The organism is Collinsella sp. BM28 (genome assembly GCF_054551995.1).
This window is the reverse complement of record NZ_JBTOLJ010000001.1, coordinates 1,465,867-1,482,623: the sequence shown is the minus strand read 5'-3', so window position 1 is coordinate 1,482,623 and position 16,757 is coordinate 1,465,867. Positions and strand designations below refer to the sequence as shown.

Here is a 16,757-nt window from a genome sequence, read left to right as displayed (position 1 = left end):
CGCGTTCCGCCGCAATTCCGGGCCTCGCAGATGGGTTCTCGAGCTTTTTCGTATCGGAAATCGGAATTCGCGAGTACAAGGCATTTTCGATCGACTTTGACCTGCGCTTTTATGAGTCAAAGGGAACGGTATACTTCGCCTTCTCTTGAATCGATACGAAAAAGCTCAACTTCGTTTTTCCAAGGGTCGCTTCGTTGCTCGACGCGCCGCTCTTTACGCTTGACGGAGGTACAAAATGCCGAAGGGCGGGATTTCCAGCGTCCCGTGAAGGTCGAGCCTGGCGTTAGCGCTAGGCTCGGGGTGCGCATCGTCCTCGGCCGCGGCTGCGTGTTGCCCGGTATCGGGCTCGGGGCGCACGTCTGCCCCGGTTGCGGGTTGTTCGCCATCGTGCTCAGGACGTGTGTCGGGTGAGGTCGCGGACGGTGCGGCGCTCGCAGTTGGGGAGCTCGCCTCGCACGAGACGAGGACATCGAATGATCCTTGTAGGCAGCCATCGTTGAAAGTGAACGGCGCGTCATCCGCATTCACGGCCACGAGCACATGCTCGGCCGCCGCCCCGTCCGCCGCACCGACGCAACGCTCGAACAGCAGCTGCTTGTTGGTGATGATCACGTTGCGGTAGTCTCCGTGGCAGAGCGCCCGCGACTCGCGGCGCACGTGGTTGAGACGGTTGATGAACGCGGTGAGCTCGTTGGGGCCCGTGCCGCCGTCCCATCCGGCGACCGGGGCGTCGAGCGCCTCGGCCGCGGGCGCGCCGATGGCGGGCCTCAGCTCCACGTCTGCTAGGTACCCGATGCCCTTGGTTCCCAGCTGCCCCCACTCGCTACCGTAATACAGGCACGGGATACCCGGCATGCCGAACAAGACACCGTATGCCGGAGCGAGGTGGCGCTTCTCGGTGAGGATGCTCGCAAGGCGCGAGACGTCGTGGTTGTCGGCGAAATTCACCAGGTGCTTGCCGCGGTAGATGCACCACGGGTCGCCGCCGAACTGGCGGTGCAGAGAGTGGGCGATCTCGAACATGTTCATGGAGTTGAAGCTCGAATACAGCCCCTTGTAGCACTCGTAGTTCGTGCAGGAGTTGAGCATCTCATCGTTCACGATGAGGTTGTAGTCACCGTGCAGTACCTCGCCGATGAGCGGAAACCCGTCGCCCGGGGCGCCGTCAAAGCGCGGTTCGGCGCCCAGTTCGTCCGCGAGCCCGCGTAGTTGCTTCACGAAATCGTGGTCGAGGCTATAGGCCACGTCCAGTCGCAGTCCGTCCACGCCCAGCTCGCGCTTCCACATGCGCACCGCATCGAGGAGGTAGTCGACGACCTCGGGGTTGCGTAGGTTGAGCTTGACGAGGTCCTGGTTGCCCTCCCAGCCCTCATACCAAAATCCGTCACCGAAGTGCGTGTCGCCGTCGAAGCTGATGTTGAACCAGTCCTTGTACGGCGAGTCCCAGCGGCGCTCGCGCACATCCCGGAACGCCCAGAAGTTGCGCCCTACGTGGTTGAACACGGCGTCGAGTATCACGCGGACGCCGCATGCGTGTAGAGCGTCGACCACGCGGGCGAAGTCCTCGTTCGTGCCCAGCCGGTAGTCGATTTCGCGCAGGTCACGCGTGTTATAGCCGTGCGTGTCGCTGGCAAAGACGGGGTTGAGCAGAATGGCGCCCACGCCGAGCTTTCCCAGGTACGGGGCCCATTCGATGAGCGAGCGCACGCGGTGCAGGGAGCGTTCGCGCTCTTGGCCCTCGGCGTCGTCGACGGCGGGCGCGTCGAATGGGCAGTCAAGCATGCCCAGCGGATACATCTGGTAGAGCGTTGTGTCGAAAACCCACATGACAAGGCCCCTCGGAAAGCGTGGTCGAGTGTTGCGCCGACGGAGGTGCCAAGAGGGCGCAGGTCTCAGCATACCGCGTGGCGGGCATTTGCAGGCGAGTGGCTCGGTAGGCGGTTCAGCTGCTGCGGAAGTGGGCACCTCGCAGACGGGGGCTCGCAGCCGATTGCGGCAGGATGCGTGTATCCGCTGTTGAATCCGAGCGGCTGGTTGAAAAATGTGAGAAACCATGGGATTGTAACTGGCTTAACGTTTCAAACCCATGATTTCTCACATAAATGGGGTTGGTAATGTGATTTATCATGGGTTTGAAATCCGGTGCGGTTTTTCAAACCTATGGTTTCTCACATTGCAGAAGAGAGATGCCGCCGCGTTTTCTTTACCGCGTTCTCTTTGTCCAATACCTAGAGTCGTCCCATGATGGCATGACCTATGAAGAGAATGACGCCCAGTGCGAAGAGCGGAGCGACTGTGCGCTTGGGGACTTGGTACGGATGCGTGCGCATAAAGCCCGCGCCCGCAATCCGCGCCGCCCCTGCATCTTCGTTCGCGGATTTACCCGAAGAGTCCCCCCGCGACGGACATGAGTGCAATGATCACGCCCACAATCGACTCGCCGCCAAGCACACCGGAGGCGACGATGATGCCAGATTCGTCGTGTGTGGTTTCCTTCGCGTTATCGACCGTACCAGTGCCTGTCTTACCGGCGCTCCGCGCGGAGAGGCGGTCGTATGCCCACTTGACGCATGCGCCGAGTGCGGCGGATATGGTCATATAGAACGGCAGGTACACACCGAGGCCGAGCATCATGGCGGGGATGCCCAGGCAGTGCAGGGCCACGCCGCCTACAAGTCCGATGACGAACGCGCCCACGCTGGGGATGCCCGAAACCATGGTGGCGACCACGCTTGCCTGAGCGGAAACGAACAGCTTGCCCGGCCCGAAGGACTCAGGGCCGTATGCGGACAGCAGCGCCACCATCACCGCTACGGCTATCACCGTGCCGAGCAGGGCCCCGATGGCCTGGCCGATCCACATGGCGCGCGGACTGGTGCCCAGGATGTGCCCGGTCTTGAAGTCGCTCATGACGTCGCCCGCAAGGCCGCACGCAACGGCTACCACGCCGGCGACGAAGAGCAGCTTGACCTGGTTGGTCTCGCCCAGGGCGGCGACGGCGAGTAGCACGATGAGGCCGAAGATCTCCATGGGGTCGATTCCGGTCTGTCCGACCGACTGGGCACTCATGATGGTGGTCACGAATGCGAGCGCCACGACCGCGATGCAGACGATTGGGGAGAGGCCGAGGCCAAAGCAGATAAGAAGCGCCGCCGCCGCGACGAACAGGGCGAGGACACCGCGGTCGCGCGGCGTGACGCCGCCTGCCCCGGACGTCGCACCGGCATCCGTCTCGGCCGCACCCCGATGCCCACGCGTTCCTCTCCAGGCACGCGCGGCCTTGGGCAGGATGTCGTGCACGACGACGCCGAGGCCCGAACCCATCATGAGACCCATGCCAAGGCTCGACACGATGCCCTGCGCGCTTGCCACGTCCCAGAGCCCCGCGGTGCTGCCGCCCACGATGATGCCGAAGTTCGCGATAAGTCCACCGGCGAACCAGAACGCCACGGCGGCACCTCCCACCAGAAAGCCCACGGAGAGCAGCATGGGGGAGTTGTAGATGCCGAACGACACGCCGGGAATGGGCAGGGCGAGCAGCATGGAGGGAATCACGCCCGCCAGGTCGCGCAGCGCGCACCACAGTCCCGCTGCCGCCATGGATCCGAACAGTTTCCTGCCCGTGGCACCGCCTGCACGGCTCGCCATGAGGGTCTCGGCGGCGGCGGTGCCGATGGGGTACTCGAGGTCGGATTCCTCGACGAACCTCTGCCTAATCAGTGCCGTGCACACCAGGCCGAGCAGTGTGCCCGCCAGAGCCACGGCGAGCATCTCGACCCAGCCGGCCTTATCGCCCATGCCGAGCATCCAGATGCCGGGGATGGTGAAGGCCAGGCCACCAGCGACCATGGAGCCTGCCGACATGATGATTTGGGTGACGTTCGCCTCGCTGAGGCTCGTGCGGCCGAGGGCTCGCAGGAGCACCAGGGCGGTAATGGAGGTGAAGATGGTGGGCCACGGCAGCGCTCCCATCTTCAGTGCGGTGTAGACCGACGAAGCCGTGATGATGACGCAGCCGATGCAGCCGATGATGACACCGGCAACGCTGATTTGCCCGCGCCGAGGCGCGCGCTCGTTCGTTCGATTCAATTTGATCTCCCTCGTATATCCGCTCTCCCTCATTGGAGAGTCGGGTTACGGCATTAGGACCGCTATAGTGTAAGCTCGAAAGAGGAAAAAATGCTCGAGAACTTGGAGGGCGTCATGGGTGCCAGCGAGGGTTTTATCGAGGAGTCGACGTCTGTTCGCCCCGCGTTTGCCGAGGGTTGTCTGCTCGCGGTCGACGTGGGCAACACCGTGACCAAGTTCGGCGTATTCGTCGAGGACCGGCTGATGGGCACGTGGGAGATCACCACGCCCGCATCGTGCACGGCGGACGAGGCGTGGGCCCATGCTGCCCGTGCGATCGACATGCTCGACGCGCCCGAGCCCGGCTTTGCGATTCTGTCGTGCGTGGTGCCCAGTTTGAGCGACGTGTGGGACATCGCGTTGGGCAAATTGTGCGGCACGCGTCCCTATGTCGTCGGTCCGGGTATTAAAACCGGTATCCGCATGCGTTATGACGATCCAGCTGAGGTGGGCTCCGATCGCGTGGCGGACGCCGTGGCGGCACGCGAGGCCTATGGGGCGCCCGTTGTGGTGGTCGATCTAGGCACGACGACCAACATCGAGGTCGTGGACGAGTCGGGCGCGTTCGCGGGCGGCATCATCGCGCCCGGCGTGGCCCTGGGCGCCCGGTCGCTCACGTCTGCCGCCGCGCGTCTGCCGATGATCGAGTTGCGTGCGCCCGAGCGGGTTATCGGCCGCAGCACGCGTGCGGCCATGCAGTCAGGTGTGGTGCTGGGCGAGGCGGCGCGCATCGACGGCCTCCTTGACGCCGTGATGGGCGAGCTCGGCTGTGATGCCCCCGTGGTGATTACGGGCGACGGCGCGGCGCGCGTCGCTGCCCTCATCGCCCACGAGGCCACCGTCGACGAGGCCCTCACCCTGCGCGGTCTGCACCTCATCTGGCGTGCGAATCGACGCTAGCTTCAATTAGGTGACAGACGCAGAATTGAGATCCGTGGCTATTTCCATGGCAACGCATTCAAGCGGTTCTTTGGGCGGGCTTGTGTAGAAAAAGGTCACATCGACGGGGTCTCCGACCTCAAAACCTTCTTGTCCAAGATGGCCTTCCGGCACCTCGAATAAAACGGGTTCATCGCGGAACGGAAACTCGGCAGGATCATGGTCGGTCAATTCTATTGAAGCGCGGGATCTTTCGATGTCGATAGAACGAATTATGCCCGTTGCGCTCGACAGATGAGATGAGCTGCTGTTTACGGGAATCCTGAGGAAAACAAGGGGGATTAAAACGACGCATGCTGCAAACAGGGCGGCTCCAATGCCAAGCGGTCCGATTGTGCGGCGCTGAGTGTCTTCTCGGTCTCCCATGCTCGGATCCCATCTCTAGCTTGGGTTGCGTGCTGTATCTCGGTATCATAGACGGTAATTCGATGTCGAACGCGCCGATGCTCGAGATCGAATGAAGATGTGGAAAACAATCCTCTACACCACATCATAGATGAACGCGCATGAGCTTCACGGGCATTTGTGCCTTGAGATGCGCGTATGGCGCATATGACGCGCAGGTTAAATCGTTTGACCAACGCCCTGGGCGCTGTGCGTCGTGAGCGATAATCTCCCCTACGAAAAAATGCGTCGCGTCCGTGGCCTGTCGGTCTTGTCGAGCTTGCGTTGCCCCGGATCGCCAAGCATCGCGCAGCATCCGACCTGCCATGCGCCCGCTCGACGCACCCCGACCGCCGCTCAACCCGTAAGGAGCTCTTATGGCCATGCACTTCAAGCGCCTACTGCCCATACCCAAGGACATCCGCGAGGAGATGCCCCTGCGCGCCGACCTCGTCGAGGCCAAGCGTGCATTCGACGCCGAAGTTGCCGCCATCTTTCGCGGCGAGGACAGCCGCCGCGTACTCATCATCGGCCCCTGTTCTGCCGATCGCGAGGACTCCGTGCTCGACTACATGACCCGCTTGGCCGAGTTGCAGGAGCGCGTCCGCGAGCGCTTGCTCATCATCCCGCGCGTCTACACCAACAAGCCGCGCACCAAGGGCACCGGCTACAAGGGCCTGTTGCACAATCCCGACCCGGAGGCCGGCGACGACCTGCTCGAGGGTGTCAAGGCCATCCGCCGCATGCACCTGCGCGTGATCGAGGAGACCGGCTTCTTCACCGCCGATGAGATGCTCTACCCCACGAACTATCAGTACTTGGTCGACCTGCTGTCCTATGTCGCCGTGGGTGCCCGCTCGGTGGAGAACCAGGAACACCGTTTGGTGGCGTCCGGCATTTCGGTGCCGGTGGGCATGAAGAACCCCACCGCGGGCTCCACGAGCGTCATGCTCAACTCCATCTACGCCGCCCAGGCCGAGCAGGGCTTCATCTACCGCAACTGGGAGGTCGATACCCCCGGCAACCCGCTGGCCCACGCCGTGCTGCGCGGCTACATCGGCCTCGACGGGCGCACCTACCCCAATTACCATTACGAGCACCTCGAGCGTCTGGCCGAGCGCTATACCGAGGAGGCCGGCTACGCCAACCCCGGTGTGGTGGTGGACTGCAACCACGACAACTCCGGCAAGCGCCCGCTCGAGCAGCTGCGCATTGCCAAGGAGGTGCTCGATTCCTGCCGCCGCAATGAGTCGATCAACGGGATCGTCCGCGGCTTTATGGTGGAAAGCTACCTGGAGGACGGCAACCAACCCGTCGACGGCGGCGTGTACGGCAAGTCGATTACCGACCCGTGCATCGGTTGGGAGAAGACCGAGCAGTTCGTGCTCGACATCGCCGAGCGCGCGTAATGCCGTCCATCTGCACGTAACGCTCCTGCCCGCGCGTAGCATCGCGGCTACGGTCGGCGTCCCGGTCTGCGCGTAACGCCGTCCGCGTCGCATTTTCGCCGCCTGAGTCGCCCCGCTTCCCGATGGAGGCGGGGCGACTGCTAAAATGGCAGCAGAGATTTGGCAGCGCGGCATGGTTTGGTTGCCGGGCTCTGTACCGGCCGAGCGTCCGCGCCCCCTCGGGCGCGAATCGGACTTGGCCGCACGATTGCGAGGCGCATATGAACGGACTCGATCGCCGCGGCACGGACCGCGACCGCACGCGTGAGCTGGACAAGTATGGGTATGTCGAGGTTGATCGGGGTTTTGACGAGGGGTACCCCGATGGTGGGTCTCGGGACGCCGTGCTCATGGATGCTGGGGATTCATCGGGCGCCGTGGCACTTCCCGGTTCGTCGATGTCCGACCGTACACGTTGGATTATCACGGCGGCCCTCATCGTCGCTGCGCTCGTGTGCTGGTTCATTCTCCTGCCGCATTTCTCGTCGCCGGCGGCGCACACGGACGTGATTGCCGCCATTGATGAGAAGATTGACAACGTGCTCACGCTCACGGCGGGTTCGGCGGGTGCGTCGGCTCTCATCTCCGCCATCCCTGGCGATGCGGGATCGCCCATCGCTGACAAGCTCATGGACCTCAGTACGGGCTTTCTCATCGTGCTCGCGGCGCTCTTCCTCGAGAAGTACCTCATCACCATCTTCAGTGCTGCGGCGCTGGGGCTCGCATTTCCCATCGCGGCGCTGTTCGGCATCGCCGTGGTGTGGCAGTGGGGGCGCAGCCCTTGGGTGAAGATCCCCCTGGGTATTGGTGCCAAGCTGGCGGTTCTCGGTGCCGTTCTGCTGTTGGCGATCCCCACGAGCTCATGGGTGACCAACCGGATCGACGCCACGTATCAGACCTCCATGCAGGAGTCCATCGAGTCGGCGGAAACGCTGGCCGAGGGCGCTGCCGAGGCGGAGAAGAGCGATGAGAAGCAAAACGAGGGCGGTATCCTCGGCTTCTTCCAAGACGCTATCGACACGGTGACGGGCGGGATCTCGAGTGCCGTCGAAGGTGCGCAGGAGTCGCTCAACCAGTTCATCGAGTCGCTGGCGGTCATGCTCGTGACCTCGTGCTTGATTCCAATTCTTGTGCTGCTGTTCTACTTCTGGGTCGCCAAGATTCTGTTGGGCGTGAACATCGACATTCCTGCGACAGCCTCCGCGCTCAGCCCGCGCAAGGTGCGTCGTCGCGTGTCCGGCGCGTTCAAGGGCGGCGACCGCGCATGACGGACCGGCTCTTCGTGGATGGAATTGAGGTTTCGGGCGAGCGGTCGACTGAGGGCGCATTCCGCATGGCAGCGCCGGCGAGCGGCCAGGCCGAGGACGCGCCCTGCATGGCGGCGCCGGCGATCATGGTTTCGTGCGGGAACGACGCCCGTCGCGCCGAGGCAGATGCCCTTGCGGCGCGTCTGGGCGCGCCGCTGGTCGACAGGGCTGAGTCGGGCACCTTGCACCTCAGGGTCACGGGGGAGGGTCTCGCCCTTGCCCGCGACGGCATGGAGCTCAGACCGGATTTCGCGGAGCTGCTGCCCCGTATCAAACAGGGCGTGATCCAGCGCGAGATGCTGGTGAAGGCGGCGCGCGTCAAGGGCGTCGACCGTCCGCGCGCCGTGGACGCGACCGCGGGCCTGGGGGAGGACGGGTTCCTGCTCGCCGCCTCCGGGTTCGATGTGACCTTGTGCGAGGCGGACCCGGTGATTGCCGCGCTACTGGCGGATGCGCTCGAGCGCGCCGCCCATAACCCGGCGCTGGCTCCGGTCGTTGCACGCATGCATCTGGTGGAGGGCGACAGCCGCGTCACGCTGATGGGGCTCGGGGAGACGCCCGACACGTGTCCCGACGTGGTCTATCTCGACCCCATGTTCCCCGGTCGCACCAAAAGCGCCGCGGTTAAGAAGAAATTCCAGCTCATCCACGGCCTCGAGCGCCCGACGGACCCGCTTGACGAAGACGATCTGCTGCGGGCTGCCCTGGCGGCCCGCCCGCGCAAGATCGTCATCAAGCGCCCAATCAAAGGCCCGCACCTCGCTGGCGTCAAGCCCAGCCATAGCATCGCTGGCAAGGCCGTCCGCTACGACTGCATCATTCCGCCCCGCTGACGGGCGGTGATGCCGAGCGACAGGGGCTCGAGGACGAGGGCCTTCAGGTGCAGCGTTTCGCCTATTGGCGGACGAGAGGAGACCATCATGAAATACCTGCTTATTCGCGCCGATGATGTGGGCTATTCCTACGCCGTCGACCTGGGCATCGAGCGGAGCGTCCGTGAGGGCCTCGTGCGCTCGGTGGGCGTGATGCCGAACATGCCTGAAGCCGAGCGCGGCTGGGGCCTCATCGCTGATTGCGACATCGCAGCTGGTCAGCATACCAATGTCTGCCTGGGAAAGCCCTGCGCCGATCCGGCCCTTATCCCGAGTCTCCTTCAGGCGAACGGGGAGTTCAAGAGCAGTCGTGAATACCGCGCCAAGTACAAGGAGGGCATCGATTTCGTCGACTTCGACGAGGCGGTCATCGAGATTGAGGCGCAGCTCAAGCGTTTCATCGAGATCGTCGGGCGCGAGCCGGAATACTTCGAGGCGCATGCGGTGCTCTCCGAGAACCTTAACGCCGCGATCGCCCAGGTCGCGCAAAATCACGGTTATAAATGCCAGGTCCCCTCGTTCGACTTAACTGCTGTGGTTACCTGCGGCGATACTCCCGTGCGTATGGTCATGCGCTCCCAGACGCCGGGTTACGATCCCGCCGCCGCGATTCGTGAGACGGTCGAGGAGATGAAGGACGGCGAGACGGTCGTGTTCGTTTGCCATCCGGGCTACCTCGACCATTACATCCTCACGCATTCGTCGCTCACCGAGGACCGTACCAAGGAGGTCGATGCCCTGCTCGACCCCGACCTGCGCGCTTGGCTGGAGGGCCGGGGCGATCTCGAGCTCATCGATTATCGCGACCTGTAGGGTTTCCTGCTGGGAAAGCGGGCCCAGTCGGAGGGGCGGGCGCAGTTCAAACGCGCTCGCCCCCTTTTTCGCGATGGGCGTAGAATTGCCTGTCGAAAGAGGCGTGATACGAGGAGGGGCGAGGCGCAGATGACGGCGGGATTGGTACTTGAGGGCGGCGGCATGCGTGGCCTGTACACGGCGGGCGTCCTCGATGTGTTCATGGAGCATGGGATCGAGTTCGACCATGCGGTGGGCGTGTCAGCCGGTGCCGCGTTCGGCGTGAACATCAAGTCGCGTCAGGCCGGCCGCGCCATTCGCTACAACAAGCGCTTCTGTGCCGATCCGCGTTACGCCAGCATGCGCAACCTGCTGCGCACGGGTGACCTGTACAGCGTCGATTTCGCGTATCGCACGGTTCCTCTCGAGCTGGATCCGTTCGATGTCGAGGCACTGCAGGCGAACCCGATGCGCTTCACGGTGGTGTGCACCGATATCGTGACGGGGAAGGCCATCTACCATGACATCGAGCGCGGGGACGAGGAGGATCTTGATTGGATCCGCGCCTCCGCGTCCGTGCCCATGCTGGCAAATCCCGTCCGCCTCGACGGGCACATCCTGCTCGACGGTGGCATCGCGAACTCCATCCCCGCGATGTGGATGGTTCGCCACGGATACGACCGCAACGTGGCGATCCTCACGCAGCCGGCAGGTTTTCGCAAGGAGCCCAACGGCCTCATGCCCATCCTGCGCCTGACCTTGCGCAAGTACCCTAGGCTCATTGAGCTGCTGGCCAACCGGCACGAACGCTACAATGCACAACTCGATGACGTTGCTCGTCTTGAAGCGGAGGGGCGTCTGCTCGTCATCCGCCCGAGTGAGTCGGTAAAGGCGCCCATCTCGGTCAAAGACCCCGAGGTTCTTGAGCGCGTCTACCAGGTGGGTAGGCGCGACGGAGAGGCGCGGGTTGCGGATGTCGAGCGCTATCTGGCGTGAGGTGTGCGCGGGCGTGATGACGACCCCGAGTGCCGACGCTGGCATGAGGCGTGCACGGGCGAGATGGCGAGCCCGAACACCTGGCGTTGCCGCAGGGCATGCATGGCCTGCGACGGTGAACCCGAACGCTGAAGTTCCGCGCGTGTGATGTCGAAATTGAAGCGCTACTATCGTGATTTTCTCGACATTACACGCGCGGTGCCGTTTCGGAGCGTCGGCGCCATCGCGGAGGGGGGGCAGTGCTTGTTCACAAACGGAGCGAATGCGGAACCTGTGTGTCACGAAATGTGCACGCGGGAATCAAGGCTGCGGCGCGTACACTGGTTTACGGCGGCATTCGAGGCTCAGATGGAGCGTGCCGCATGAGACGCCGGAAGGCGTGGAGATGGTGCCAGACATTTTTGAAAGACGTGAGTGGCGCCGGGGCGATCAGCCCCCGATAGCGCGCCTGCGGGCGCAGAAGGAGGACGACATGTCCGAGAACATCGAGAACGAGAACGAGATCATGGACGAAGCCACTGTGGCCGTCGAGGCCACCGAGGCTGCCGAGGTCGAGGAGGCCGCCGACGACGTGGCCGAGACCGCTGCCGAGTCCGAGGACGCCGACGCCGAGGAGGCCGCCGAGGAGCTCTCCCTCGACGACCAGCTGTTCGACAAGGTGCAGAAGGCCGCTCGCCTGCTGCGCAACCGTAAGTTCGCCATGGGCCGTGAGGCTGAGGCCGACGCCGCCCGCGCCAGCGAACTGATGCGCGCCCTCAAGCTCCTTGAGCTCAAGCCCCAGATGGAGCAGAAGGAGATGTCCGACCTGCTGGGCATGCGTCTGCGTGAGCTCGACGGCATCCTGCGCGAGGCCGAGGAGGCCGGTGCTGTGACCCGCGTCATGCCCGAGGAAGAGGACATGCGCGCCATCCTCGTCTCCGCTAACGAGAACGCCGAGGAAATCGCCGCTTCTCTGGGCGGCAAGCGCAAGAAGCTCATCCCCCAGCTTTCTCAGCTTGACGCTGAGGATATCGTGGCCCTCATGGACAAGCTCATTGACCCGCTCACCGAGATGGGCCTGGATAACGACGACCGCAACTCCCGTGGCGGTTTTGGTGCTCGCGGTGGCGACCGTGGTCCGCGCAAGGACTTCGGCGGCCGCGGCGGTGACCGTGGCGGTCGCGGTGGCTTCGGCGGCCGTGGCGGCGATCGCGGTCCTCGCAAGGACTTTGGCGATCGCGGTCCTCGTCGCGATTTCGGCGACCGCGGCGACCGTGGTGGTCGCGGCGGCTTTGGCGACCGTGACCGCAAGTTCAGCGATCGCAACACGCGCGGCGGGTATGGCGACCGCGGTGGCCGCGGCGGCTACGGCTCTCGTGACGACCGTGGTGGCCGTGGCAACTACGGCGACCGTCGCGGTGGTAGCCGCTACTAATCGTCCCGGCCCGTATTGCCGCACGTTTGACGGCAGAGTGGGCGCAGCGTGAGGTGCTTGCATGAAGACGCTCCGATCCGATTCTTAGGGCCGGAGCGTTTTTCATATCGACAGGGCCCCCGGGTGCCGTGCAGAGGTATAAGCGCGACGCATTGTTCGCTCGGAGCATCACTGCTCGCCGTGTGTTCCTCGCGCGCCGTCAAGCGCACGCTGCGCACCCAACTCTACGAGAAGCTCCTGCGCCTTGGGGCGACGTACCGGCAGACCGCGGCGACCTTCGAGGTCGTGCAAGTCGCCGTTGAAGGCGTGGAGCAGCTCGAGACTTATTTCGCGGCGTACCTACTCCAGCTGTTCTACGCGATGCTCGCTCCACCCACGCTTTTCGCGGTCCTTTCCACCGTGAGCCTGCGCGCGGCACTTGTCCTACTCGTGTGCGTGCCGCTTATCCCCGTGTCGATTGCCGCGGTGCAGACGTGGGCGAAAAAACTGTTGAGCAGGTATTGGGGCCAGTACACCGAGCTGGGCGACACGTTTCTGGAGAACAAGGCGGGCTGGCACCACCATCTGCCCAATGCCGGGGAGGATGCCCAATGAACTTGAGACGATGCGCGTATGCGACGTGTGGGTGCCTTGCTTTGGCTCTGGGCACCGTCGGCGCTGTGCTCCCCCTGTTGCCAGCGCTTCCATTTCTACTGTTGGCGGCGTTTTGCTTCGCTCGGGCTTCGGAGCGCCTCAACCAGTGGTTTTTGGGGACCAAGCTGTACAAGGAGAATCTTGAGGGCTACGTGTCGGATCAAGGCATGACGCGCGCGGCGAAGGTGCGCATCATGGCGGTGGTGACGGTGCTGATGTCGATTGGCTTTGCCCTGATGCATCAGGTGCCCGTCGGGCGCATCATTCTCGTGTGCGTTTGGGTGTTCCACCTCGCCTATTTCACGCTCGGCGTGAAGGAGCGCCGCGCATAGGGCAGCGCTTCATCCGGAGTGGGTGCGCGCCCTGTTGGATTGCCGGGCTGCGCGGGCGCCGCGCCTCGCGCCCCGCGTGGCACCGATGCCGTACGGGGCGTTGCTTTCGTTTAAATTGAACTAATTGAACTAATAATTGAACTCATATGGTAAACTCCCAGAAATTGAACTATTGGTTCCATTGACTTGTTGGGAGTGCCGATGGTTGAGAAGAAGCGCATGCCTGTCGATTCGCCTGCCACGGCGGAATCGTTCGCGCAGCACTTGCGTGAGGGCATGGACCGTCGAGGGCTCAAGCAGGCCGACTTGATTCGGATGGCGAGCCAGCGAGGGGCCAAGCTCGGAAAGAGCCAAGTGAGCCAGTACGTGAGCGGCAAAACCTTGCCGCGCCGCGCGGTTGTGCAGCTGCTATCCGATATTTTGGAAATTGAACCTAGCTTCTTGATGGGGGAGAGTGCGCCCTCCGCGTGCACGACCTCCGATCCCCCCGGGCGAGCCGAGGTGCGGCCTGCCGCCGCCCCCGAGCCCCGCATCCACATGAGCCGCCTCGACAAGAACACCGACTCCGTCGACTCGGCCAGCTCGCACCCCGAAGGGATTACCATGTCCAACGCCATCCGCACCTTTAGCAAGTCTTCCAAGCTCGACAACGTTCTCTATGATGTCCGCGGCCCCGTGGTCGACGAGGCCGCGCGCCTCGAATCCGAGGGCGCTCACATTCTCAAGCTCAACATTGGCAACCCTGCACCGTTTGGCTTTCGCACTCCTGTCGAGGTCATCCAGGATATGCGCGAACAGCTTCCCGACTGCGAGGGCTACTCCGACAGCCGCGGTTTGTTCTCCGCACGCAAAGCGATCATGCAGTACGCGCAGCTCAAGGGCCTGCCCAACGTGAGCATGGACGGCATTTACACGGGCAATGGCGTATCGGAGCTCATCAACCTGTGCATGCAGGCACTGCTCGACACCGGTGACGAGATTCTCATTCCCGCGCCCGACTATCCGCTGTGGACCGCATGCGCCACGCTCGCCGGTGGCACGCCCGTGCATTATCTTTGCGATGAGCAGGCAGATTGGAACCCCGACCTGGCCGACATGGAGGCCAAGATCACCCCGCGCACCAAGGCGCTCGTCATCATCAACCCCAACAATCCCACGGGTGCGGTCTATTCCAAGGACGTCCTCGAGGGCATCGTCGAGATCGCACGCAGGCACCAGCTCATGATCTTTGCGGACGAGATCTACGACCGCCTGTGCATGGATGATGCCGAGCACGTTTCCATTGCGAGCCTGGCGTCCGACCTGTTCTGCGTCACCTTCTCCGGTCTTTCCAAGAGCCATATGATCGCGGGCTACCGCATCGGCTGGATGATCGTGTCGGGCAACAAACGCCTGGGCAGCGATTTCATGCTCGGCGTGAACATGCTCTCCAACATGCGCCTGTGTTCCAACGTGCCGGCGCAGTCCATCGTGCAAACCGCGCTGGGCGGGCACCAGTCTGTCAAGGATTACGTGGCGCCCGGCGGTCGCGTGTACGAGCAGCGCAACTACGTGTACGAGGCGCTGAACGCGATCGACGGCATTACGGCGGTCAAGCCCAAGGCGGCGTTTTACATTTTCCCGAAGATGGACGTGAAGAAGTTCAACATCCACGACGACGAGCAGTTCGCCCTCGACCTGCTGCACCAGAAGGGCATTCTCATCACCCGCGGCGGCGGCTTCAACTGGCCCGAGCCTGACCACTTCCGTATCGTGTATCTGCCGCGCATGGGTGTGCTGCGCGAGGCGATGGAAGATCTGGCTGAGTTCTTTGAGACCTATCGTCAAGCGTAGGGGCGCCAGCCACAGGGTGCGCGCCGATTCGTGTGGCCCCAGTGGCGTGAGTCGCGCCATGGCGTTTATCGAGGAGGATTCAGTGAAGATCACCGTGGTCGCAGTGGGCAAGCTCAAGGAGCGTTTTTGGGCGGACGCCTGCGCGGAGTACGTAAAGCGCTTGAGCGCGTATGCGAGCATCAAGATGGTCGAGATCCCCGACCGTGATCCGGCAAAGACCGGTGGCGAGGAGGCGGGGCGCGCGCTTGAGGGCAAGGCCATTTTGGCGGCGATTCCCTAGCGGTCGCATGTGGTGCTGCTCGACATTGGGGGCAAGGAGCGTTCGAGTGAGGAGATCGCGTCGCATCTAAATGACCTGATGCTACGGGGGGAGAGCTCCATCACCTTTGTTATCGGTGGTTCGTGCGGTGTGTCGTCTGAGGTACGCGCTCGCGCCGACGAGCGCCTCTCGTTCGGGCGGATCACGTTGCCGCACAACTTGGCGCGCGTGGTGCTGCTTGAGCAGGTGTACCGTGCATTCAAGATCATGCGTGGAGAGCCCTATCACAAGTAGCTTGCTTCTGATGCGCGCCGCTCGCAAGCGAAGCGAGGCTACCTTCGTGGGCGTGGAGTAAGAAACCGGGCTGTGATAGATGGCGTCCATATTCAGGTACGTCCTATATGCTGTGTCGTGACGGCGTCTGCGTTCAAACGTTTCTTATAGACGGCGACATGTGGCGTCTGTTGGTTGAAAAAACGCCGACCTCAGGAGGCCGGCGTTTTTTCGTTTGTGTAAGCTAAGGGACTTGCGACTAAAACTTAGCCGAAGTAGCGCTGCAGCAGGCCAGCGAAAGCCTTGCCGTGGCGGGCCTCGTCACGAGCCATCTCGTGAACGGTGTCGTGGATGGCGTCCAGACCAGCGGCCTTGGCGCGCTTAGCGAGGTCGAACTTGCCGGCGGTGGCGCCGTTCTCGGCCTCAACGCGCATCTCGAGGTTCTTCTTGGTGGAGGTGGTCACGACCTCGCCCAGGAGCTCGGCAAACTTGGAAGCGTGCTCGGCCTCCTCGTAAGCGGCCTTCTCCCAGTACAGGCCGATCTCCGGGTAGCCCTCGCGGTGGGCAACGCGGGCCATGGCCAGGTACATACCAACTTCAGAGCACTCGCCCTCGAAGTTGGCGCGCAGGTCGGCGATGATGTCCTCGGAGACGCCCTCCTCGTGAGCAACGCCCACGATGTGCTCGGCGGCCCAGGTCATCTTGCCCTCCTCGACCTTGGTGAAGCGGTCGCCGGAGACGCCGCACTGGGGGCACTTGAAATCGGCGGGCAGCTCCTCGCCGTCGAACTCCTCAACGTAACCGCAAACGGGGCAAACGAACTTCATGTTTGTTCTCCTTTGAACACAGGCGATTGCGCGGGCGAACCGGTGGGTGGCTCGCGCTCGGACAACTGCATTATGGCACAGTTCCAGAATCATATGGGCCTAAAACGGAAACATATTAGGATTCATTCTTAAATAGTTCACAAATGAGCGAACGTGCAGTTCAAGGCCTTAGGGAGATGGTCATGTAATGGCGATCGGCGTGTTAACGGGGCAGATGGGGCGTTCAAGTGTCCGTCCGAACAGGCCAAGAGCTGATTGGACCCCTGCTTTTGTCTGGACGCTCAGGGAGGGGTGGCGGCGGGTGGTTCTGCGGCGGCAAC

At 63.1% G+C, this 16,757-nt stretch carries 14 protein-coding genes and 1 pseudogene; 11 read left to right on the top strand and 4 right to left on the bottom strand.

The genetic code is table 11. The annotated features are described in order from the left end of the window. Positions 1 to 213: 213 nt before the first annotated feature. Complete coding sequence (locus tag ACX9NZ_RS06515; RefSeq protein WP_317439940.1) at positions 214 to 1,827, bottom strand: alpha-amylase family glycosyl hydrolase; 1,614 nt, start codon at positions 1,825 to 1,827, stop codon at positions 214 to 216. 552 nt (positions 1,828 to 2,379) lie between these two features. Next, complete coding sequence (locus ACX9NZ_RS06510) at positions 2,380 to 4,089, bottom strand: OPT/YSL family transporter (protein ID WP_118654235.1); 1,710 nt, start codon at positions 4,087 to 4,089, stop codon at positions 2,380 to 2,382. A 90-nt stretch (positions 4,090 to 4,179) separates the two neighbouring features. Here ACX9NZ_RS06510 and ACX9NZ_RS06505 point away from each other — a divergent pair, with 90 nt between their 5' ends. Beyond that, a complete protein-coding gene (locus tag ACX9NZ_RS06505; RefSeq protein WP_233546232.1) occupies positions 4,180 to 5,028 on the top strand; it encodes a type III pantothenate kinase in 849 nt (282 codons plus the stop codon). Between the two features lie 6 nt (positions 5,029 to 5,034). Here the strand turns inward: ACX9NZ_RS06505 and ACX9NZ_RS06500 are convergent, their stop codons facing one another. Beyond that, positions 5,035 to 5,433 carry a hypothetical protein gene (locus ACX9NZ_RS06500; RefSeq protein WP_302741114.1) on the bottom strand — a complete coding sequence of 133 codons (399 nt, stop codon included), beginning with the start codon at positions 5,431 to 5,433 and terminating at the stop codon, positions 5,035 to 5,037. A gap of 395 nt (positions 5,434 to 5,828) precedes the next feature. On the opposite strand from ACX9NZ_RS06500, the gene ACX9NZ_RS06495 reads away from it, so the two are divergent. From ACX9NZ_RS06495 to rlmH, 10 genes and pseudogenes are all read left to right on the top strand, one after another. Continuing rightward, entirely contained in the window at positions 5,829 to 6,860 is a 1,032-nt protein-coding gene (locus ACX9NZ_RS06495) for a 3-deoxy-7-phosphoheptulonate synthase (protein WP_407496512.1), read from the top strand. Positions 6,861 to 7,120: 260 nt separating this feature from the next. After that, positions 7,121 to 8,167 (top strand): hypothetical protein, encoded by a 1,047-nt coding sequence (locus ACX9NZ_RS06490; RefSeq protein ID WP_407496511.1) that lies wholly within the window; start codon positions 7,121 to 7,123, stop codon positions 8,165 to 8,167. After that, positions 8,164 to 9,039, top strand: a complete 876-nt coding sequence (locus tag ACX9NZ_RS06485) for a class I SAM-dependent methyltransferase (protein ID WP_294123249.1) — start codon at positions 8,164 to 8,166, stop codon at positions 9,037 to 9,039. The genes ACX9NZ_RS06490 and ACX9NZ_RS06485 overlap by 4 nt, the downstream gene beginning before the upstream one ends. Positions 9,040 to 9,126: 87 nt before the next feature. After that, positions 9,127 to 9,891, top strand: coding sequence for a ChbG/HpnK family deacetylase (locus ACX9NZ_RS06480; protein ID WP_304292381.1), 765 nt, complete (start codon positions 9,127 to 9,129; stop codon positions 9,889 to 9,891). Positions 9,892 to 10,020: 129 nt separating this feature from the next. After that, complete coding sequence (locus tag ACX9NZ_RS06475; RefSeq protein WP_294123244.1) at positions 10,021 to 10,866, top strand: patatin-like phospholipase family protein; 846 nt, start codon at positions 10,021 to 10,023, stop codon at positions 10,864 to 10,866. A gap of 472 nt (positions 10,867 to 11,338) precedes the next feature. Next, positions 11,339 to 12,280 (top strand): helix-turn-helix domain-containing protein, encoded by a 942-nt coding sequence (locus ACX9NZ_RS06470; protein ID WP_118654242.1) that lies wholly within the window; start codon positions 11,339 to 11,341, stop codon positions 12,278 to 12,280. A 48-nt stretch (positions 12,281 to 12,328) separates the two neighbouring features. Continuing rightward, positions 12,329 to 12,874 carry an ABC transporter transmembrane domain-containing protein gene (locus ACX9NZ_RS06465; protein ID WP_407496507.1) on the top strand — a complete coding sequence of 182 codons (546 nt, stop codon included), beginning with the start codon at positions 12,329 to 12,331 and terminating at the stop codon, positions 12,872 to 12,874. Next, positions 12,871 to 13,245, top strand: coding sequence for a YbaN family protein (locus tag ACX9NZ_RS06460; protein ID WP_118654244.1), 375 nt, complete (start codon positions 12,871 to 12,873; stop codon positions 13,243 to 13,245). The genes ACX9NZ_RS06465 and ACX9NZ_RS06460 overlap by 4 nt, the downstream gene beginning before the upstream one ends. A 276-nt stretch (positions 13,246 to 13,521) precedes the next feature. Further along, positions 13,522 to 15,078, top strand: a complete 1,557-nt coding sequence (locus ACX9NZ_RS06455; protein ID WP_369834846.1) for an aminotransferase class I/II-fold pyridoxal phosphate-dependent enzyme — start codon at positions 13,522 to 13,524, stop codon at positions 15,076 to 15,078. Positions 15,079 to 15,136: 58 nt separating this feature from the next. Beyond that, positions 15,137 to 15,631, top strand: a pseudogene (gene rlmH, locus ACX9NZ_RS06450) (23S rRNA (pseudouridine(1915)-N(3))-methyltransferase RlmH). 245 nt (positions 15,632 to 15,876) lie between these two features. On the opposite strand, the gene ACX9NZ_RS06445 reads toward rlmH, so the two are convergent. Continuing rightward, positions 15,877 to 16,437, bottom strand: a complete 561-nt coding sequence (locus tag ACX9NZ_RS06445; protein ID WP_040360524.1) for a ferritin family protein — start codon at positions 16,435 to 16,437, stop codon at positions 15,877 to 15,879. Between the last annotated feature and the right edge of the window lie 320 nt (positions 16,438 to 16,757).